Raw genomic sequence first — 22,113 nt, forward strand, 5'->3', positions numbered from 1 at the left:
TGATTCGAAGACTACAGGCTGAGAACATGCCCGCGGAAAGCATGCGCATAAAAAAATGCCGGCAAAGTCTAAGACTTTGTCGACACTCTGAAACGCATGCATATGTCATGCGTTTTTTATTATGACTGGTTTATTAAAATCAGTATCAGAATCACCTGAAATATATTGATATAAATCTGTTGCTTTAATTTCATTAGTGAAGTGAGCAGCTGTTTGTTTATTTACATTTGTAACGATAGGTAACGGACATGATTCTTTAATAGATTTTAAATATGCTTGTCCTTTTTTAGACATTGCAAGTACACGTATGGCAGTTGGATTATATTCAGAAACTTGTTCATTCGAAACGTTTAACAAAATTGCGGTTAACAAGCGTTGTATTCTTGTCCACGTATATCGCTTAGATTTGAGCTTTTGTACAAACATTTCAAAGTTCGTACTTTCTTTAATTTCTTTTTTAACTTTATATTCTAATCCTTCAGTCATCATATATATGTCTTGCAATTCTTCATGGGTAGCTCTTAATATTGTCCATTTTAATAATGGGAAAAAGTGATCCCAGTTAACTGCATGAGCGTGCTTTAATATATTTGAACTTGTTATCGGTAAACTTAATTGATATGTATCGTCCTGTCTAAAATAGGCGTTACGTATAGAAGTTGCACTTGAAATGTGTGTTGTTTCGTTTAAATGAGCATCTAAATACATATTATCTTTTCTTTGAATCGTTGTTGGTTCTATTGCTAAGTTATGCTGCATGATATGTTTCACATATTCAATTGCGAGTAAATTATTTGAACCTTTAAGCATTTGATTATGAGGTATTAATTCTGAAATAATTCTCGGGTGTGATTTTCCTTCTTTCAACATTTGTTTGTATTTTTCACTTTTAGATACTTGTTCTATTTCTTTAATGACATGTTTAATATCGTCAATATTTCCAGATTCGCTTCCAAAAGATAATGTGTCACATCCAAGTTGTTCTGCTATTTGAACGCTGCCTTTAGCAAATAAATCACCAGATGATATGGCATATACAAGGGGCAATTCAATAACTAAATCTACATATTGAATGGCCATTTCGGCACGCTTAAACTTACTTAAAATTGCTGGTTCTCCACGCATTGTAAAAGAACCACTCATAATAGAAATAGCAACATCACTTTTTGTTAATTTTCTAGAAGATTCTGCGTGATATACATGCCCATTATGAAATGGATTATATTCTGTTATTAAAGCAACACTTTTCATTTGCATTTCCTCCCATTTCACTTCATCATAAGTATTGTATCAGATAATGAATGTTAAGAAAAAATCTTGACAAACATTGTCGTTAAGGTTACAATAATTTTTGTGTTTGTAAGAGGTGAACCCAGATGAAGTGGTCAATAACACAACTTAAAAAATACCAAAACGAACCATTTACTTTTGATAAAGAAATCGATATGAAATACCTTATTGATAGGGTAGATGAACTTATCGATATATCTCCAATAAAAGTAACAGGAGACGTTCAAGTGCGAATGCATGAGATAATTGTCAATCTTGACATTAATGGTGTATTGACGTTACCATGTGCCCGTACTTTAAAGCCAGTAGAGCTACCATTTGATACTACATCAGTAGAAATATTTGAGCTAGATGAATTCAGTGAAAATAATAATGATGATGACGAATTGAGACATAAACTCGAAGGCGGCATGATTAATTTATTACCAATCATTGAAGAACTTGTTATTTTAGAGAAACCGTTACAAGTATTCTCTGAAGGTAGCGAAGATATTTCAATGGCAGGCGATGGTTGGGAAGTTATTGGCGAAGATCAAATTGAGTCAACCGAAGATTCAGAACAAGAAACTGAAAAGAAAGTTGATCCAAGACTTCAAAAATTACAACAATTCTTCGATGACGAAAAATAATCGGAAAAGTGTTTATAAAATTTAAGGAGGAATAAGACATGGCAGTTCCAGCTAGAAGAACTTCAAAAACAGCTAAAAGAAAACGTCGTACGCATTTCAAAATCTCAGTACCAGGTATGGTAGAATGTTCAAACTGTGGAGAAATGAAATTATCTCACCGTGTATGTAAAGCATGTGGATCATACAAAGGTAAAGAAGTCGTTTCTAAATAATAATTAATATTTAAACACCTAAACTAAGGTGCTTAAGACTGTCATCAATGTCTTTGACTTTGTTGGCAGTCTTTTTTCGTATATAATATTTTTATATCACAATGAGAAGATGAGGCGTTACTATGGAAGAAATTACTTCAGTTCAAAATAATAAAATTAAACAAATGAATAAATTAAAAAAGAAAAAAGAACGTGTTAAACAAGGTCAATTTCTGATTGAAGGTTTTCATTTAATCGAAGAAGCTTATCATAGTCAACTGACTATCGTTACATTATTAGCAGTAGATTATGCAAGAGTTGATGAGAAAATTGTTGAATATGCAAAGGAAGCATATGTCATTAATTTTAAAGTAGCAGAATCATTATCAGACACAACGACACCTCAAGGTATATTTGCGGTTGTCGACATGCCTACATATGAAACGAGTAATTTTAAACAAGTCCTTGTATTAGATAGAGTACAAGATCCAGGCAATATGGGTGCATTGATTCGTAACGCTGATGCTGCAGGTATGGACGCTGTTATTTATTCAAAAGGAAGTGCTGATCCATATCAAGATAAAGTATTACGTGCTTCACAAGGTAGTGTCTTTCATTTACCAGTTGTTGAGCAAGATATATTTGAATTTATGGAACAATTTGATGGCGAAACTTATGGAACAAGTCTTCAAAATGCAGTTGAATATCGAGAAGTCGAAAGCCATTCAAACTTTGCATTAATTATGGGTAATGAAGGTGCAGGTGTTGATCCAGCGATACTCGAACAAACGACTAAGAATCTTCATATACCGCTATATGGCAAAGCTGAAAGTTTAAATGTAGCTGTATCTTGTGGTATCTTGCTTTATCATTTGAAAGGTTGACCAATTATATAATATTTAATATAATGATTTCATAATCAATATGAGCTTACAAAAGGACGTAAATTAATGTTTACACATGACAAGGGAATGGATTCGAGACTGAAAAATCCTATGTTGTAACTTAATTTTTTTCATCTTTTTAGCTACTTAAAGAAATTTAAGTCGGAATGTAGATCCGTTATCAACATATAAGTGTATGCATAACTATGTATAAATTTGGGTGGTACCACGGAAGACTTCGTCCCTCTATATTTGAGGAGGCGGAGTCTTTTTTTCGACCAAAATAGGAGGATATATATGTCATTACGAGAAAAGTTATCTGAATTAAGACAAGATGCGCTTGTAAGAATTAATGAAGCAAAAGCAGAAAGATCATTACAAGACGTGAAAGTAAATTATTTAGGTAAAAAAGGCGTTATTACAGGCCTTATGAAAGAAATGAAAGAATTACCTAAAGAAGAAAGACCAGAATTCGGTCAACTTGTGAACGAAGTACGTAAAGCTGTTGAGAAAGAAATCGAAGCTAAACAAGTACTTTTAGAAGAGGAAGCATTAAACCAACAATTAGAGAATGAAACAATCGATGTAACGTTACCTGGTAGAAAAGTAAGTTTAGGTGCGAAACATCCACTAACTAAAATCAATGAAGATTTAGAAGATTTATTTATTGGTTTAGGTTATGAAATCGTTGAAGGTTATGAAGTAGAGTCTGACTATTATAACTTTGAAGCACTTAATTTACCAAAGTCTCATCCAGCACGTGATATGCAAGATACTTTTTATATTTCAGAAGAAATCTTAATGCGTACTCATACATCTCCTGTACAAGCGAGAACTTTAGAAAAACGTAATGGTGTTGGACCAGTTAAAATTATCTGTCCAGGTAAAGTTTACCGTAGAGACTCTGATGATGCGACGCACAGTCATCAATTTACGCAAATTGAAGGTTTAGTCGTAGCTGAAAATATCAAGATGAGTGACTTAAAAGGAACATTAGAATTATTAGCACGTAAATTATTTGGTAAAGATCGTGAAATTAGATTAAGACCAAGTTTCTTCCCATTCACTGAACCATCAGTTGAAGTAGATGTGTCATGTTTCAAATGTAAAGGTAAAGGATGTAACGTTTGTAAACAAACAGGTTGGATAGAAGTTCTTGGTTCAGGAATGGTACATCCAAATGTATTAGAAATGGCTGGCTTTGATTCAAATAAATATTCTGGATTTGCTTTTGGTTTAGGACCAGACAGAATGGCAATGTTGAAATATGGAATTGAAGATATTAGACATTTCTATACAAACGACGTGAGATTTTTAGAACAATTTAAGCCTGTAGAAGATGGTGGTGAAGCATAATGTTAGTAAGTAAAGAGTGGTTAAGTGAATATATAAATATAGATGCTAATACTGAAGATTTAGCTGAAAAAATTACAAGAAGTGGTATTGAAGTTGATAGTGTTACACATTATGGAGACGATATTAAAAAATTAGTAGTTGGACATGTGCTTTCTAAAGAGAAACATCCAGAAGCAGATAAACTGAATATTTGTAAAGTGGATGTTGGTGAAGAAGAACCCGTACAAATCGTTTGTGGTGCACCAAATGTAGATAAAGATCAATATGTCATCGTTGTAAGAGTAGGTGGTCGTTTACCTGGTGGCGTTAAAATTAAAAGAGCTAAATTACGCGGTGAAGTATCAGAAGGTATGATTTGTTCGTTACAAGAAATAGGTATTGATCCAAATGTGATGCCTAAAAAATATGCAGATGGCATTTACGTCTTCTCAAACGAACCAACGCCTGGTAGTGATGCACTAGAAGCATTATTATTAAGTGACGATGTATTAGACTTTGATTTGACACCAAATAGAGCAGACTGTTTAAGTATGCTTGGTGCTGCGCATGAAGTGAGTGCATTATATGGCAATGACATACAATACCCAAATACTTCTTTAGATGAATCTGAAGAAAAAGCTAGTGAATCATTATCAGTGACTGTTCAAGATCAAGAAGGTGTTCCATTCTATGCAGCTAGAGTTGTTAAAAATGTAACAATTGAACCATCTCCATCATGGATGCAGTCTAGATTAATGAAAGCTGGCATCCGTCCAATTAACAACGTGGTAGATGTTTCGAATTACGTACTTTTAGAGTACGGTCAACCGTTACACATGTTTGATCAAGACAAAATTGGTTCAGATCAAATTGTTGCACGTTACGCACATGAAAATGAAAAAATCACGACATTAGATAATGTTGAGAGAGAACTACTTACTTCAGACCTTGTTATTACAAATGGTGAAGAACCAATTGCAATCGCTGGTGTAATGGGTGGCGATTTCTCAGAAGTTACAGAAAACACTCAAAATGTCGTAATCGAAAGTGCATTATTTAATGCCACAAATGTTAGACAAACATCAAGACGATTAGGCTTAAGAAGTGAAGCTTCAAGCAGATTCGAAAAAGGTATTGCGAGTGAAAGAGTACTCGATGCTTTAGATAGAGCAGCAAAATTATTACAAGATATTGCTGGTGGAACTGTGTTAAGTGAAGTTGTATCAGACGGTACTTTACCAGAATTGTCTCGTACGATAGACATTACAACACAAGATGTTAACCAATTAATCGGTTTCGATCTTTCTACAAATGAAATTAATACAATATTTAATCGTTTAGGATTTAAAACGATTGTCTCTGAAGATGCCTTTAAAGTAGAAGTGCCATCAAGAAGAAATGATATTTCGATTAAAGCAGACTTAATCGAAGAGGTTGCGCGTATTTACGGATATGATCAATTACCTTCGACATTACCAAACTTTGATAATGCAACTGCCGGCTACTTAACAGATAACCAATTGAAGACACGAAAAGTTAAAGAAATTCTTGAAGGTGCTGGTTTAGATCAAGCGATTACGTATTCATTAGTTCGTAAAGATGTTGCTCAAAACTATACTTTAGAACAACAAGAAGTTGTAGAACTTATGATGCCTATGAGTGAAGATCAAGCTGTATTACGTCAAAGTTTATTACCTAGATTAGTTGATGCTACACGTTATAATGTTGCACGTAAGAATAAAAACGTTGCATTATATGAACTTGGTAAAGTGTTCTATAGTAACGGAAAAGATCAATTACCAACAGAAGTTGAATTTTTAAGTGGTATATTAACCGGACAATATACAGGTAATAAATGGCAACAAAAAGATGAACCTGTTGATTTCTTCTTAGTGAAAGGTATAGTAGAACGTATTGCAGAACAATTAAACTTAACGTTCACTTATGAAGCGACGACATTAGACTTATTACATCCAGGTAGAACAGCGTACGTTAAATTAAATGATGAAGTTGTTGGTTTAATAGCAGAATTACATCCGAAAGTTGAAAAAGAAAATGACTTAGACCGCACTTATGTGTTTGAGTTAAACTTCACAAAAATCTTAGGACAACCTGTTGGCAAAATTGAATACGAAGCTATTCCAAAATTCCCAGGAGTTTCAAGAGATATTGCACTTGTTGTTAACACAGAAGTTACGGCAGCTACACTTATTCATACAATTAATGAAAATGGTGCAGATATATTAAATAACGCAGAAGTATTTGACGTATACGAAGGCGAACATATGGAACCAGGCAAGAAATCGGTCGCAATTCGCTTAGATTATTTAGACGTTAATGAAACATTGACAGAAGATAAAGTTTCAGCAATTCACGAGCAGATCTTAACAGCATTAGAACAAAATGGTGCGACATTAAGAGCATAAGATATATAAATAAAAAACACAGCAATCTGAAGGTTCATATCAGCTTGCTGTGTTTTTATATTATTTTTTTCGTTTGTTTGTTGAATTGGTCAGTTGTTTACCGATAAACCAAATTAAATAGCAAATAATGATTAGGGCAAGTATGACTTGCCAACTGAAAGTGATAAGTAACATATTAATTTCTCCTTTTTCGATTAATAAGGTCTAATACTTTATCTCTATTTTTAAAATGTGTTTTCGTAATGTTATCTAACTGTTGCATGTCATATTTTTGGACGATTTTTGCTGCTTCTAGATCTACTTTATTACTTGCGCCTTTAGGAATAATGACATTTAAAGATTTTGCTAATTGATCCATGTGTTTAACAAAAGCATATCTTGCGATAATACTTGCTGCAGCAATTGCGATAGATTTTGATTCACCTTTTGTTTCAAAGTGTGTAATGTCTTTTCGTGGCATTTGACCAATGATGTATCGTTCATAAGTGCTTGCTTGCACAAACTGGTCAATCACAATTTGTTCTAATTCTTGTTCGTCGATTCGTGAGATGACATTTTTAATCGCTTGATTGTGAAGGACTGCTTTCATTTTAACTTGACTCCAACCTTCTGCTTGCTTTGTATTGTAGTTGGGATTATCAAGTACAATTAGAGAATGAGGGCATATTTGTATAATTTGTTCAGCTAGTTCTACAATTTTAGGATCAGTTAAAGACTTGGAGTCCATTACACCAATTTCTTTTAATATTTTAGCGTTTTGTTTAGATACGTATGCTGCACATACTGTAAGTGGGCCAAAATAATCGCCACTTCCTGCTTCATCACTACCAATTGTATTATGTATATCAAATTCATATTTTTTTGTAGCTGGCGTTGCTTTAGATGGTGATGACGTTATGTTTTGATTAAGTACTTCACTTGCTACTTGTTCTGCATCTTTACCTTGAAACATTATTTTTTTTGAACGGTATATTTGGACTTGTGTACTTTTTATTTTCTTGCGGGCTAAAGTGCCAGTTGGTAAGTTCTTTGTTTCCATATTATATTGTTTTATAAGTTGATTGATTGTATTGGAGTCAATTGTTTTTACGATGTTTGCCACTTTTAAGTCCTGCCTTTTTAATTTTTTCTATAAATAGAGTAGCATAAATTTATGATATAAACGAATTTTCTCAAATCAAGTTGGTGGATATTCATACACAAATGAACTTATGTCATGTATAATATAGTATGATTACATATATAGAAATCCATTTATAATTTGAACAGGGGTAGTATAATGAGTGAAAATAAAAATAGAGTGACAGTGGTTATAAATGATCAACATTATACAATTATTGGTGAAGACGATCCATCACATATTCGATATGTAGCTGGTAGAGTGGATGAAAAGTTGCAAGCGCTCGGGCAATTAAATGCAGGCTTGGATACAACGCGTAAATCTGTTCTTACAGCTGTTAATGTTATGCATGAATATGTTAAATTAGAAGAAGAAAATGAAAAGTTAAGAGAAGAAATCAAACAATTAAAAAATAAAGGACATTTAGAATGATAACATTACTTATATTTTTATGTTTAATTATAGGTGTCATCATTGGATATAGACGTAGTTTAGTATTACAATCATTACATTCTATCGGCACGATTAGTTCATTGGTGATTGCCAGCATTTGTTACGCACCATTTAGCAAGCAATTGCATTTAATATTACCTTATCCGAGTGCGTCTACAGAAGGTAAGAATGCAATATTTAACAGTATTAATAATGAGAATGCATTTTATAATATTATGGCGATTCTCATTTTATTTGTTTTTACTAAAATAATTTTACAAATTGTAGCAACAGTATTTGATTTTTATCATCAAATGGAATTTGGCGGTAAATATGCAAGGTATTATGGTATCGTACTTGGATTTATAGAAGCATATTTAGTTGTAATTATCATACTAGCAGCAGTTGCGGTAATCCCCGTAGCACCTTTTATAGATGCATTACAACAGTCTTCTATTGGAAATGCAGTATTAACAAAGACACCATTCTTATCTGATCAATTAGTAAAATGGCTTTCAAATTAAATGAATTCATATTGAAAAAAGTCATGGGAGAACCTATGACTTTTTTTACGGAGGAATAGACATGTTAACAAAAAAAGATATCGTAAAAATGTTAGAAACAATTGCAATATACATGGAAATTAAAGGTGAGAATCCATTTAAAGTATCAGCATATAGAAAAGCAAGTCAATCATTGGAAACAGATGAAAGAACGTTAAACGAAATTGAAGATGTGACATCATTAAAAGGCATTGGTAAAGGTGTAGGCGATGTCATAAATGAATATATAGATAATGGGACACAAAGTTATTTAGATGAGTTAAAACAAGAAATTCCAGAAGGACTTATTCCATTATTAAAAATACCTGGATTAGGTAGTAAAAAAATTGCGAAATTATATAAAGAATTAGATATAAAAAATAAAGAAGATTTAATCAAAGCGTGTGAAAATAATCAAGTGTCTGAATTACCAGGTTTTGCGAAAAAGACAGAACAAAAACTTCTTGAAGAAGCGAAAGTGTTAGGGCAACGACCTGAAAAATATCCAATCAATACTATGATTAAAGCACATGAAGTGATTAATCAATTTTTAGATAATATTGAAGGTATTATTCAATATCAAGTTGCAGGTAGTTTCAGAAGAATGAAAGAAATGAGCAAAGACTTAGATTATATTATTTCGACTGAAGAACCTACAAAAGTACAACAAGCACTACTTGAGTTTCCAGATATTAAAGAACAAATTGCTGTTGGCCAAACGAAAGTTTCTTTAGATTTACAAATTGAAGATAATGTTATTGGTGTTGATTTTAGACTGATTCAACCAGAAGCTTTCTATCATACATTGCAACATTTTACAGGTTCTAAAGACCATAATATAAAAATTAGACAACTTGCTAAACAAAAAAATGAAAAAGTAAGTGAATATGGTATAGAAGAAGCAAATGGTAACATCATTACTTATCAAAGTGAAAAGGAAATTTATGATCATTTTAACGTGCCATATATACCACCAACAATGCGTGAGGATGGTACAGAATTTGATAAAGATATTCAAGATATCATACAGTTAGAAGATATTAATGGTGATATTCATATGCATACAACTTATAGTGATGGTGCATTTAAACTTGAAGAAATGATTGAAGCGGCAATTGAACGTCAATATCAATTTATTTGTATTACAGACCATTCTAGAAGTTTAGCAGTAGCAAATGGATTATCTATTGAACGTTTATTGGAACAAAACGAAAAAATTAAAAAACTAAATGAATCATATAAAGAAATTGATATTTATAGTGGTACAGAAATGGATATTAAACCAGATGGTAGTTTAGATTATCCAGATGACGTATTGAAAGAATTAGATTATGTGATTGCAGCAATCCACCAAAGTTTCAATCAATCTGAAGAAGAGATTATGAATAGACTTAGAACTGCATGTGAAAATCAATATGTCAGACATATAGCACATCCGACAGGTAGAATTATTGGCAGAAGAGAAGGATATCGTCCTAATATTGATGAACTTATTAAAATGGCAAGAGATACTAATACAGTATTAGAACTGAATGCTAATCCACAACGATTAGATTTAAACGCTGACGTATTAAAAAATAATCCTGACCTAATGATTACAATTAATACGGATGCCCATCATATTGATCATTTTGATTTCATGAAATATGGTGTTGGAACGGCTCAAAAAGGTTGGGTTAAAAAATCACAAGTTATTAATGCTAAATCACGTGAGGCATTTAAAAAATGGATCCAATCAACAAAATAAAGTATTAAAAGAAGAGGGAAGATAATATGAATGAGAAAACATTAAAAGTTCTTGAATATCCCTTAATTATTCAACAATTGTCTACTCATGCGACAAGTGATATTGCTGAACGTATTATTAACGAACTTAAACCAAGTGATGAACTTGAAACGGTTCAGCAAAGCATAAATGAAACAGACGAAATGACTCAAATTTATAATAAACATAGAGTACCTGGGTATTCAGGGCTAAAAGATATTAAATCCTATGTAAGACGTGCAGAAATTGGCAGTTTGTTATACGTTGAAGAATTAAACCAAATTAAACGTAATATTCAAGTTCAAAATAGATTCAAAACATTTTACGCTAGTATCGTTGATGAAGATGAAGCAATCCTTTATCCAAATATCGATGGTTATGTAGCGCAATTGCCAGTATTAAGTGACTTACTGAATCAAATAAGTGAACAGTGTGATGAACACGATTTGTTTGATACGGCAAGTCCGAAATTAGCTGAATTGAGACATCAAATTAAAAAAACGAACGATCGTATTAAATCAAGATTAGAACAAATGGTTAGATCTTCAGCTAATCAGAAGAAATTATCGGACTCTATTGTAACGGTTAGAAATGATAGACATGTACTTCCGGTTAAAGCAGAATATCGTCAAGATTTTAATGGTATCGTGCATGATCAATCTGCATCTGGCCAAACATTATATATTGAACCAAGTGCAATTGTTGAAATGCATAATCAAATTGCTCAAGTTAAAGCTAAAGAAAAAGAAGAAAAAGATAGATTGTTATATATACTGACAGAACAAGTAAGCGAAGTAGGCTATGAATTACTTTCAAGTACAGAAGTTATGGGGCATTTAGACTTTGTGACAGCAAAAGCTAAATTCGGTGCAACTATTAAAGCTACTAAACCAATCATATCTGAAGATAGAGCAATATATTTACCTAAAGCAAGACATCCATTAATTAATCAATCAGAAGTTGTTAGCAATACGATTGAATTTAAAGAAGACATTAATGCTGTTATTATTACAGGTCCTAATACTGGTGGTAAGACCGTTACCTTAAAAACAGTTGGTTTAATCACGTTAATGGCACAATCTGGTTTGTTAATTCCGACATTAGATGGCGCAATTATAACAATATTTAAGAAAGTATTTTGTGACATTGGTGACGAACAATCTATTGAACAATCGTTATCGACTTTTTCATCACATATGAAAAATATCGTCAACATTATTGATCAAGCGGATAAAGACTCATTAATTTTATTTGATGAATTAGGAGCAGGAACTGATCCGAGTGAAGGTGCAGCATTAGCAATGAGTATTTTAGATTATACGATTGAAAGAGATGCTTTAATCATGGCAACAACACATTATCCTGAACTTAAAGCATATAGCTATAATCGAGAGAAAGTGATGAATGCAAGTGTTGAATTTGACGTTGAAACATTAAGACCAACTTATAAATTATTAATGGGTATACCAGGACGCTCAAACGCATTTGAAATCTCTAAAAAATTAGGGCTAAAAAATGAACTCATCAATCATGCAAAATCACTGATTGGTCAAGATGAAAAAGAAATCAATGTCATGATAGAATCACTTGAGAAAAATGCTAAATCTGTCGAAAATGATCGTATTGAAGTTGAAAAATTAAAACAAGAATCTATAGACTTGCATCAATCATTAACGCAAGAATTACAACGCTTTGAAAACTTCAAAACACAACTGATGGATGAAGCGAGAAATAAAGCGAATCAAGAAGTTAAACAGAAGACTGAAGAAGCGGAAACAATCCTTCAAGAACTAAGAGATATGCGAGATAATTCAGCTGCAAATGTAAAAGAGCATGAACTCATTGAGCGAAAGAAACGACTTGATAATCAATATACATCGCAATCTCTGAAACAAAATGTTAAGAAAGAACGTCACGATAAGATTGAAAAAGGTGATGACGTTAAAGTATTATCATACGGTCAAAAAGGTGAAGTTATCGATGTGATCAGCGATGAAGAAGTTGTTGTTCAGATGGGTATACTCAAAATGAAAATAGAAGTAAAAGATTTAGAAAAACTAGATAAAAAGAAACAACAACCAAGTAAAGTTGTTCCTAGAACGAATCGATCTACTATAAAAATGGATTTAGATTTACGTGGTTACCGATATGAAGATGCTATGTTAGAATTAGACCAATATATCGATCAAGCAGTACTTTCTAATTACGGTACAGTGAATATTATTCATGGTAAAGGTACAGGTGCATTACAAAAAGGTGTAGCTGACCATCTTAAAAAACATCGTTCTGTAGAATCATATCGTACAGGTATGCCTTCAGAAGGTGGATTTGGTGTTACTGTTGTAACATTGAAATAAGGAGGAAACATATTGGATAATTTTGATATGTATAAACTAGCTAAAGTATTACTCGTTATTTCTGCTTTAACATTTATAGCAGGTATTGCATACTTAATATTTTTATAAGGAGGAATTTTCTTGATAAATACAAATGTCGAAAACCACGTTCTTTATATACAATTAAATCATGGTCCGGTAAATGCTTTAAATGAGGCAGTATTAAATAGCATTATTGAAGCAATTGAAACAGAAGGATTCAATGAAGATGTGAAAGTCATCGTTATAAAAGGTAATGAAAAATGTTTCTCTGCGGGTGCAGATATTAAATCATTCCCAGAACTAACTAAACATGAAAGATTAGATTTAGCTTCTACAAGTGCTAAATTATTTAGATTGATTAAGACATGTCATAAGCCAGTTATCAGTTCAATTCATGGTGTTTGTTTAGGCGGTGGCTTTGAACTTGCTTTAGCATGTGATATGAGATTAATCACGAAAGATACAAAAGTAGGATTACCTGAAATTAACTTAGGTATATTCCCAGGCTTTGGTGGTGTCAGACGATTATCTGCTATGGTAGGTCAACATAAAGCATTACAAGCTGCGTTAACTGGTGAGAATATCAATTTAGAAGAAGTGAAACATTTATTTAATGTAATAGTTGAAGATAAAGAAGCATTAGAACAAGCTACTGAAAAATTAGCTACTACAATCGCTTCTAAATCTTTAGACTCTATTAAAGTCATCAAGCAAATGTCTAATTTAGATTTATCATTAGAAAGTGATCAAATTGAAGAAAGACATTTCGTTGATATTATTGAAAGCGACAATGCAAAAGAAGGTATTGATGCATTTATAAACAAAAGAAAACCTGAATTTAAGTGATTGCTAATATAGTTCATATCAAGTACAATACACTTTGAGCAAACAACATGCATTGCAAAATAAAGCGTGCTATACTCTCATTATCATAAGTTAACAAGGAGGATTTTTCCAATGGCATTATTAAAAGCAACAGATGCAAATTTCGATGAACAAATCAAAGAAGGCGTTAGTTTAGTGGACTTCTGGGCACCATGGTGTGGACCTTGTAAAATGATCGCGCCAGTATTAGAAGATTTAGCTAAAGACGTTGAAGGTAAAGCTAACATCGTTAAATTAGACGTAGATGAAAACCAAGCAACAGCAGCTAAATACGAAGTTATGAGTATCCCAACTTTAATCGTATTTAAAGATGGCGAAGCTGTAGATAAAGTAGTAGGTTTCCAACCTAAAGAACAACTAGAACAAGTATTATCTAAACATTATTAATCGTTATAACCTATGATTAATCCAAACTGTCTACAAAGCATATGACTTTGTAGGCAGTTTTTGTGTGATGATAGATATTTATATAGAACGTATGTTTTGGTCAATGCAAATTTTATTGATATAATGAATTTAAAAAGGTAGGTGATAAAGGTGGAAGACTACCAAAAGAAAATTAAGCAAAAACTTGAAGTTTTACCAACAGAACCTGGATGTTACATCATGAAAGATAGACAACAAACAGTCATATATGTTGGAAAAGCTAAACGATTAAGAAACAGAGTTCGCAGCTATTTCACAGGTGCACATGATGAAAAGACAACTCGACTCGTAGGGGAGATTAGAGATTTTGAATTTATCGTGACTTCAAGTGAAATAGAATCTTTATTACTTGAACTTAACTTAATTAAAAAACATCAACCACGTTATAATATATTATTAAAAGATGACAAAAGTTATCCATTTATAAAAATTACAAAAGAAAAACATCCTAGACTCATCGTGACGAGAACTGTAAAAAAAGATTCGGGTAAATACTTCGGACCATATCCTAATGCTTATGCCGCACATGAAACGAAAAAATTACTAGATAGAATTTATCCGTTAAGAAAATGTGTCACAATGCCAAATAAAGTATGCCTTTATTATCATATTGGCCAATGTTTAGGACCTTGCGTTTATCCAGTCGAACAAAGCGAGTATCAAACGATGGTTAAAGAAATTACTGATTTTCTAAATGGTGATGACAAAACAATCGTCAATGACTTAAACGAGAAGATGAATCAAGCGAGTGAAGCTTTGAAGTTTGAAGAAGCGAAAGAATACCGTGACTTAATACAACATATTGAAATGTTAAATTATAAACAGAATATGATGTCAGCAGACATGACAATGAGGGATATATTTGGTTATTCTGTTGATAAAGGGTGGATGTGTATTCAAGTATTCTTTATTAGACAAGGTAAATTAATTGAAAGACAAGCATCTATGATACCTATTATTCAAACTGCTGAAGAAGAATTCTATACATTTATTGGACAATTCTATTCTTTAAATCAACATTTAACGCCTAAGGAAATTCATATTCCGAAAAATTTAGACATTAAAACAGTTGAGTCAGTCGTTGATTCAAAAGTGGTTCAGCCTAAAAGAGGTCAGAAAAAAGAAATGGTGGATCTTGCGATAAAAAATGCGAGTATTTCACTTAAAAATAAATTTGAATTAATTGCGAAAGATGAATCTAGAACGATCAAAGCTATTGAGAACTTAGGAGAGGCTATGGGTATTCAAACACCGATTAGAATTGAAGCATTTGATAATTCTAATATTCAAGGTGTAGATCCAGTGTCTGTTATGATAGCTTTTGTGGATGGTAAGCCAAGTAAAAAGGACTATCGCAAATATAAAATTAAATCTGTAAAAGGTCCAGATGATTATAAGTCGATGCAAGAAGCGGTTCGAAGAAGATACACAAGAGTATTAAAAGAAGGACTACCAATTCCTGATTTGATTATTGTCGATGGTGGTAAAGGACATATGTCTTCAGTGAGAGATGTATTAGAAAATGAACTAGGACTTGATATACCAATTGCAGGTCTAAGTAAAAATGACAAACACCAAACTTCAGAATTATTGTACGGATCACAAGCAGAAATTATACCACTAAAGAAAAATTCTCAAGAATTTTATTTACTTCAACGCATTCAAGATGAAGTGCACCGATTTGCAATTAGTTTCCATAGATCAACACGACAAAAAACATCACTTAAGTCAGCTTTAGATGAAATAGAAGGTATTGGACCAAAACGTAAACAAACATTATTAAAACATTTTGGCTCTATTAAAAAAATGAGAGAATCGAATTTAGAGGATTTTGTTAAAATTGGTGTTCCGAAAAAGGTTGCTCAAAACTTAGTAGATAAGCTTAGTAAATAAATGGTAAAATTACAACAAAAAATCTATATATTTGGGTATGAGAATAATTCTCATGCCCAAATTCATACTTAATGATGTTACAATATACATGTAAATGCTCATCGAATTTTTTTTGGGATGTATGTAATCGTTTTCAGATTATTATATTCTTAATATAACGATAGAGCCATAGATTAAAGTTAGGGGGGACTTCTTTTGGCGTCAAGCGAAAAACAGTTTATTTTACGTCGTATTCATTCATTATTAGGTGTAATTCCTATAGGAATATTCTTAATTCAGCATTTGGTTATTAACCATTTTGCAACGATAAGTCCAGAAGCTTTTAATAAAGCATCAGATTTTATGTGGAATTTACCATTTAAAATTGTATTAGAAGTTGTAGTTATTTATATTCCTATACTATTCCACGCTATTTATGGATTATACATAGCGTTTACAGCTAAAGAAAACGTAGGAAGGCATTCACTATTTAGAAACTGGATGTTCTTATTACAACGTTTAACTGGTATCATATCATTTATTTTCATAGCTGTTCATGTTTACCAAACACGTATTCAAGCTGCATTAGGACATCACGTTGACTTTGATATGGTTTCAGATATTTTATCTAATCCAATTTCTGTAACGCTATATGTTATTGGTGTATTAAGTGTTATATTCCATTTCTCAAATGGTTTATGGTCATTCTTCATTACTTGGGGAATTACACAATCACCAAAATCACAACGTTTTATGACTTATGTAACTTTATTTGTATTTATCGTAATTAGTATTATTGGCTTAAGAGCTATTTTTGCATTCGTATAGGATTTATACTTTTTAGGGGAGTGACAATTTTTATGGCAAACAACAAAATCATTGTTGTCGGTGGTGGTTTAGCAGGACTTATGGCAACTATTAAAGCTGCTGAACAAGGTGCGCATGTTGATTTATTCTCATTAGTACCTGTTAAACGTTCACACTCTGTTTGTGCTCAAGGAGGTATTAACGGAGCTGTCAATACTAAAGGTGAAGGTGACTCTGTTGACATTCACTTTGATGACACAGTGTATGGTGGAGATTTCCTCGCTAACCAAACACCTGTAAAAAATATGACTGCAGCAGCACCAAGTATCATACATTTATTAGACAGAATGGGTGTTATGTTTAACCGTACACCAGAAGGTCTTTTAGATTTCCGTCGATTTGGTGGTACTTTGCATCATAGAACTGCATATGCAGGTGCAACAACTGGACAACAATTACTATATGCATTAGACGAACAAGTTAGAAGTTATGAAGTTAAAGGTTTAGTTACAAAATATGAAGGTTGGGAATTTTTAGGTATTGTTAAAGATGAGGAAGATGCTGCACGTGGTATCATCGCTCAAAACTTAACAGACTCTAAAATCGAATCATTTGGATCAGATGCTGTAATTATGGCAACTGGTGGACCAGGTATCATATTTGGTAAATCTACTAACTCAATGATTAATACAGGTTCAGCAGCTTCTGTTGTTTATCAACAAGGTGCTAAATATGCAAATGGTGAGTTTATTCAAATTCATCCAACTGCAATTCCTGGTGATGATAAATTAAGATTAATGAGTGAATCAGCTCGTGGTGAAGGTGGACGTATTTGGACGTATAAAGACGGTAAACCTTGGTATTTCTTAGAAGAAAAATATCCTGATTACGGTAACTTAGTACCTCGTGATATTGCGACTCGTGAAATATTCGATGTTTGTGTGAACCAAAAACTTGGTATTAACGGTGAAAACATGGTATACCTTGATTTATCACACAAAGATGCACATGAGTTAGATGTTAAGCTTGGTGGTATAATAGAAATATATGAAAAATTCACTGGTGACGACCCTCGTAAAGTCCCAATGAAAATTTTCCCAGCAGTTCATTATTCAATGGGCGGTATCTGGGTAGACTTTGATCAAATGACAAATATTAAAGGTTTATTCGCTGCTGGTGAATGTGACTACTCACAACATGGTGGTAATAGATTAGGTGCAAACTCATTATTATCTGCTATTTATGGTGGTATGGTTGCAGGACCAAATGCGGTTAAATATGCTAATAATATTGAAAAATCATATACAGAATTAGATGAAGAAATTTTCCAAAAACGTATAAATGAAGAACAAGAAAAATTCGATCATTTATTACAACTTAAAGGTACAGAAAATGCTTATAAGTTACACAAAGAATTAGGAGAAATTATGACAGCCAATGTTACAGTTGTTCGTCATAATGATAAACTTCTTGAAACAGATAAGAAAATTGTTGAGTTGATGGAAAGATATCAAAATATTGATATGGAAGATACATCTACTTGGAGTAACCAAGCTGTATTCTTTACGCGTCAATTATGGAATATGTTAGTGTTAGCAAGAGTTATTACGATTGGTGCATATAATCGTAACGAATCACGTGGTGCACATTACAAACCTGAATTCCCAGACCGTAATGATGAAGAGTGGTTAAAAACAACGATTGCTCAATTTAGAGGACCTAAAGAAGCACCAGAATTTTCATATGAAGAAGTGGATATTAGTCACATTAAACCTCGTAAACGTGATTACTCTAAGAAATCTGAAGGAGGTAAATAATTATGGCAGACACTCAAACAGTTGAAAACAATGCACAAGGTCAAAACCAAGAAAACAAAACGATTTCAATCATTATCAAACGTCAAGAAAATGATAAATCTCAACCTTATGAAGAAAAATTTGAGATTCCTTATAGACCAAATATGAACGTTATTGCAGCTTTAATGGAAATTCAAAGAAATCCGATTAAGTCAAATGGTGAAAAGACGACACCAGTAACTTGGGATATGAACTGTCTTGAAGAAGTTTGTGGTGCATGTTCTATGGTTATTAACGGTAAAGCTCGTCAATCATGTTCAGCTATTATTGATCAATTGGAACAACCAATTAAACTTGAACCAATGAAGACATTCCCAGTTATTCGTGATTTACAAGTTGACCGTTCTCGTATGTTCGATAACTTGAAAAAAGTTAAAGCATGGGTACCAATTGATGGTACTTATGACTTAGGACCAGGACCTCGTATGCCTGAGAAAAAACGTCAAACAGCATATGAACTTTCTAAATGTATGACATGTGGTGTATGTTTAGAAGTTTGTCCGAACGTAAACGTGAATAATAATTTCATGGGTGCTCAAGCAATATCTCAAGTTCGTTTATTCAACTTGCATCCAACTGGAAGCATGACTAAAGATGAACGTATTAAAGCACTTATGTCTGATGGTGGTATACAAGAGTGTGGTAGTTCTCAAAACTGTGTAAATGCTTGTCCAAAAGGTATTCCTTTAACAACATCAATCGCAGCAATGAATAGAGAAGCTACTTTCCAAATGTTTAAATCATTCTTCGGTTCAGATCACGAAGTAAACTAATAAAGATATGAGAGGCTGGGACATAATATTATGTCTTGGCCTCTTATTTGTTTATTTATATAACATAAAGACCAATTCATTAACTGCAAATAAGCGTATGTGTTATTATTATTAATATAAGTTTGATGAGAAAAGAGGTACAAACAACTATGGAAGAAATTACAAAACAGATTGAATATTCGTTAAGACATATAGTAGAAAGAACGAAATTAAAATCAAGAGGGCAGTTAAAGGTTTATGATATAACACCGCCTCAATTTATTGCTTTACAATGGCTCAATGAGCATGATCAAATTACAATTGGTGAGTTATCTAAACGTTTATTTTTAGCATATTCTACAACAACAGATATAGTAGATAAACTTGAGAAAAAAGAACTCGTTCAAAGAATTCAATCTGAGAAAGATAAAAGAGTATTCCACGTCAAGTTATTAGAAAAAGGCACGGCACTTATTGACGAAGTTGTTCAGGCGAGACAAATTTATACTGAAGATCTTCTATCTATTATGGAAGATGAAGATAAAATAAAGTTTAATGAAGCGTTAGAAATTATGTTGAAAAGAATGCGAAGTGAAGATGAATGAATAAACCAATTGGCGTAATCGACTCAGGAATTGGTGGTTTAACAGTTGCTAAAGAAATCATGCGACAATTGCCAAATGAGACGATATTTTATTTAGGTGATATAGGAAGGTGTCCTTATGGCCCGAGAACAAGAGAAGAAGTTAAATCATTTACCATTCAATTAGCTAACTTTTTAGTTGAAAAAGATATTAAAATGCTAGTCATCGCATGTAACACAGCTACTGCGGTTGCTTTGAAACCTTTACAAGAAATGTTATCAATACCCGTGATTGGAGTTATTGATCCAGGTTCAAGAACAGCAATTATGACAACTAAAAATAATCGTGTACTTGTTCTTGGTACTGAAGGGACAATTAAATCTGAAGCATATAGACGAAGTATCAAATCTATTAATCCTCAAGTAGAAGTTAAAGGCGTCGCTTGTCCAGGATTCGTTCCTTTAGTTGAACAAATGAGATATAAAGATCCGACGATTACGAGTATTGTTATCCATCAAACGCTTAAACAGTGGCGATATGATGACTCAGATACAGTAATTTTAGGATGTACACATTATCCACTACTATATGATGCGATTCATCAGTATTTTGATGATGGCAAGACAATTATATCTTCAGGTTTAGAAACAGCAAGAGAAGTAAGTGCATTATTGACTTTTAGTAATGAGCATTCTTATTATACACCAAATCCGAAACATCAATTTTTTGCAAACGGTGATGTTGAACATATTACGAGAACGATAAAAGAGTGGCTACATATAGAAGATGCTCATGTTGAACGAATAACATTGTAAGGAGAGATAAATATGAAAGATATTATTATTGCATCAAATAACCAAGGAAAGATAAATGACTTTAAAACCATTTTTCCAAAAGCAAATGTTATAGGTATTTCTGAAATTGCACCTGATTTTGATGTAGAAGAAACGGGTACAACATTTGAAGAGAATGCAATTTTGAAAGCAGAAGCGGCTTCAAAACAATTAAATAAAATCGTTATTGCTGATGATAGCGGATTATCTGTAAAAGCTTTAAATGGTGAACCAGGTATTTATTCAGCAAGATATGCAGGCGCACAAAAAAATGATCAAGATAATATAGAAAAATTATTAACAAACTTAAAGGGTATAGAAGATAGAGCAGCAGAATTTGTTTGTGCCATTGCTGTAAGTGAGCCTGGTAAAGAAACTGTTACATATGTAGGTAAAGCACCTGGTGAAATTATAGACGAACCACGAGGGGAAAATGGATTTGGCTATGACCCAATTTTCTTCGTACCATCACAAGACAGAACGATGGCAGAATTAACTGCTGCAGAAAAAAGTGCAATCAGTCACCGTGGTAATGCAATTAAATTAATGAATGAAGATATAGGGGAGCGATTCCAATGAAATGGGTAATTGTTAGCGATAATCATGGCGAACAAGGCATACTTCATGAAATATACGAAAAAAATAAAGACGCAGATTTATTTTTACATTTAGGTGATTCTGAATTTGACTATAACGATACAGAACTAAGTTTGTATCAAAGAGTTAAAGGAAATTGTGATTTCGATCCACAATTTCCAATAGAAGAACAAGGTGAAATAGAAGGTATTGGTTATTTCTATACACATGGTCATAGATATGATATTAAAGCATCTAGAGAAGTATTAAGTGCCCATGCTAAAAATAACCATGCTAAATTTGCATTTTATGGACATAGTCATATAGCTTTATGTGAGTCAATAGATGGCGTTTATTGTATCAACCCAGGAAGCATCTCTCAAACAAGAGGACAGTGGGAAGAAACATATGCCATCATCGAATTCGACGAAGCATTAAATAATGCAACTTTAACATATTTAAATAGAAATAATGAAGAAATAGAAAAATTATCATTAGCACTTTAAATATATATTTTGCAAAACAAAAAT

21 protein-coding genes are annotated in these 22,113 nt (G+C 32.6%); 19 read left to right on the forward strand and 2 right to left on the reverse strand.

The window, feature by feature from the left end; translation table 11 throughout:
• Positions 1-105: 105 nt before the first annotated feature.
• Complete coding sequence (locus tag LQ679_RS06795; RefSeq protein WP_239762318.1) at positions 106-1,251, reverse strand: nucleotidyltransferase; 1,146 nt, start codon at positions 1,249-1,251, stop codon at positions 106-108.
• Between the two features lie 125 nt (positions 1,252-1,376).
• Here LQ679_RS06795 and LQ679_RS06800 point away from each other — a divergent pair, with 125 nt between their 5' ends.
• From LQ679_RS06800 to pheT, 5 genes are all read left to right on the forward strand, one after another.
• Positions 1,377-1,919 carry a YceD family protein gene (locus tag LQ679_RS06800; protein WP_239762319.1) on the forward strand — a complete coding sequence of 181 codons (543 nt, stop codon included), beginning with the start codon at positions 1,377-1,379 and terminating at the stop codon, positions 1,917-1,919.
• Between the two features lie 38 nt (positions 1,920-1,957).
• Complete coding sequence (gene rpmF / locus LQ679_RS06805) at positions 1,958-2,131, forward strand: 50S ribosomal protein L32 (protein ID WP_025904638.1); 174 nt, start codon at positions 1,958-1,960, stop codon at positions 2,129-2,131.
• 122 nt (positions 2,132-2,253) lie between these two features.
• Positions 2,254-2,994, forward strand: coding sequence for a TrmH family RNA methyltransferase (locus LQ679_RS06810; RefSeq protein ID WP_204255149.1), 741 nt, complete (start codon positions 2,254-2,256; stop codon positions 2,992-2,994).
• A 297-nt stretch (positions 2,995-3,291) separates the two neighbouring features.
• Entirely contained in the window at positions 3,292-4,350 is a 1,059-nt protein-coding gene (gene pheS, locus LQ679_RS06815) for a phenylalanine--tRNA ligase subunit alpha (RefSeq protein WP_025904636.1), read from the forward strand.
• On the forward strand, positions 4,350-6,755 hold the full coding sequence (pheT, locus tag LQ679_RS06820; protein ID WP_239762320.1) for a phenylalanine--tRNA ligase subunit beta: 2,406 nt from the start codon (positions 4,350-4,352) through the stop codon (positions 6,753-6,755). The genes pheS and pheT overlap by 1 nt, the downstream gene beginning before the upstream one ends.
• A 175-nt stretch (positions 6,756-6,930) precedes the next feature.
• On the opposite strand, the gene rnhC is transcribed toward pheT, so the two are convergent.
• Positions 6,931-7,857, reverse strand: coding sequence for a ribonuclease HIII (gene rnhC, locus LQ679_RS06825; RefSeq protein WP_204255152.1), 927 nt, complete (start codon positions 7,855-7,857; stop codon positions 6,931-6,933).
• Between the two features lie 177 nt (positions 7,858-8,034).
• On the opposite strand from rnhC, the gene zapA reads away from it, so the two are divergent.
• From zapA to LQ679_RS06895, 14 genes are all read left to right on the forward strand, one after another.
• A complete protein-coding gene (gene zapA, locus LQ679_RS06830) occupies positions 8,035-8,307 on the forward strand; it encodes a cell division protein ZapA (protein WP_025904633.1) in 273 nt (90 codons plus the stop codon).
• On the forward strand, positions 8,304-8,831 hold the full coding sequence (locus LQ679_RS06835) for a CvpA family protein (protein WP_037587489.1): 528 nt from the start codon (positions 8,304-8,306) through the stop codon (positions 8,829-8,831). The genes zapA and LQ679_RS06835 overlap by 4 nt, the downstream gene beginning before the upstream one ends.
• 61 nt (positions 8,832-8,892) lie before the next feature.
• A complete protein-coding gene (gene polX / locus LQ679_RS06840) occupies positions 8,893-10,596 on the forward strand; it encodes a DNA polymerase/3'-5' exonuclease PolX (protein WP_204168372.1) in 1,704 nt (567 codons plus the stop codon).
• Positions 10,597-10,622: 26 nt separating this feature from the next.
• Entirely contained in the window at positions 10,623-12,971 is a 2,349-nt protein-coding gene (locus LQ679_RS06845) for an endonuclease MutS2 (protein WP_204168371.1), read from the forward strand.
• Positions 12,972-13,091: 120 nt separating this feature from the next.
• Positions 13,092-13,838 carry an enoyl-CoA hydratase-related protein gene (locus LQ679_RS06850; protein WP_037587496.1) on the forward strand — a complete coding sequence of 249 codons (747 nt, stop codon included), beginning with the start codon at positions 13,092-13,094 and terminating at the stop codon, positions 13,836-13,838.
• 111 nt (positions 13,839-13,949) lie between these two features.
• Positions 13,950-14,264 carry a thioredoxin gene (trxA, locus tag LQ679_RS06855; protein ID WP_025904628.1) on the forward strand — a complete coding sequence of 105 codons (315 nt, stop codon included), beginning with the start codon at positions 13,950-13,952 and terminating at the stop codon, positions 14,262-14,264.
• 150 nt (positions 14,265-14,414) lie between these two features.
• Positions 14,415-16,196 carry an excinuclease ABC subunit UvrC gene (uvrC, locus tag LQ679_RS06860; RefSeq protein WP_239762321.1) on the forward strand — a complete coding sequence of 594 codons (1,782 nt, stop codon included), beginning with the start codon at positions 14,415-14,417 and terminating at the stop codon, positions 16,194-16,196.
• A gap of 195 nt (positions 16,197-16,391) precedes the next feature.
• Entirely contained in the window at positions 16,392-17,003 is a 612-nt protein-coding gene (locus tag LQ679_RS06865) for a succinate dehydrogenase cytochrome b558 subunit (RefSeq protein WP_025904626.1), read from the forward strand.
• A gap of 32 nt (positions 17,004-17,035) precedes the next feature.
• A complete protein-coding gene (sdhA, locus tag LQ679_RS06870; protein ID WP_037587500.1) occupies positions 17,036-18,799 on the forward strand; it encodes a succinate dehydrogenase flavoprotein subunit in 1,764 nt (587 codons plus the stop codon).
• A gap of 2 nt (positions 18,800-18,801) precedes the next feature.
• On the forward strand, positions 18,802-19,611 hold the full coding sequence (gene sdhB / locus LQ679_RS06875) for a succinate dehydrogenase iron-sulfur subunit (RefSeq protein WP_037587502.1): 810 nt from the start codon (positions 18,802-18,804) through the stop codon (positions 19,609-19,611).
• Positions 19,612-19,760: 149 nt separating this feature from the next.
• Positions 19,761-20,195, forward strand: coding sequence for a MarR family winged helix-turn-helix transcriptional regulator (locus LQ679_RS06880; RefSeq protein WP_025904623.1), 435 nt, complete (start codon positions 19,761-19,763; stop codon positions 20,193-20,195).
• Positions 20,192-20,989, forward strand: a complete 798-nt coding sequence (gene racE / locus LQ679_RS06885; protein ID WP_025904622.1) for a glutamate racemase — start codon at positions 20,192-20,194, stop codon at positions 20,987-20,989. Before LQ679_RS06880 ends, racE begins: the two co-directional genes overlap by 4 nt.
• 12 nt (positions 20,990-21,001) lie before the next feature.
• Entirely contained in the window at positions 21,002-21,586 is a 585-nt protein-coding gene (locus LQ679_RS06890) for an XTP/dITP diphosphatase (protein ID WP_107576978.1), read from the forward strand.
• A complete protein-coding gene (locus tag LQ679_RS06895) occupies positions 21,583-22,089 on the forward strand; it encodes a metallophosphoesterase family protein (RefSeq protein ID WP_037587506.1) in 507 nt (168 codons plus the stop codon). Before LQ679_RS06890 ends, LQ679_RS06895 begins: the two co-directional genes overlap by 4 nt.
• Positions 22,090-22,113: the final 24 nt, after the last annotated feature.

The sequence above is a fragment of the Mammaliicoccus sp. I-M35 genome (assembly GCF_022386455.1).
GTDB classification, from domain to species: domain Bacteria; phylum Bacillota; class Bacilli; order Staphylococcales; family Staphylococcaceae; genus Mammaliicoccus; species Mammaliicoccus sciuri_A.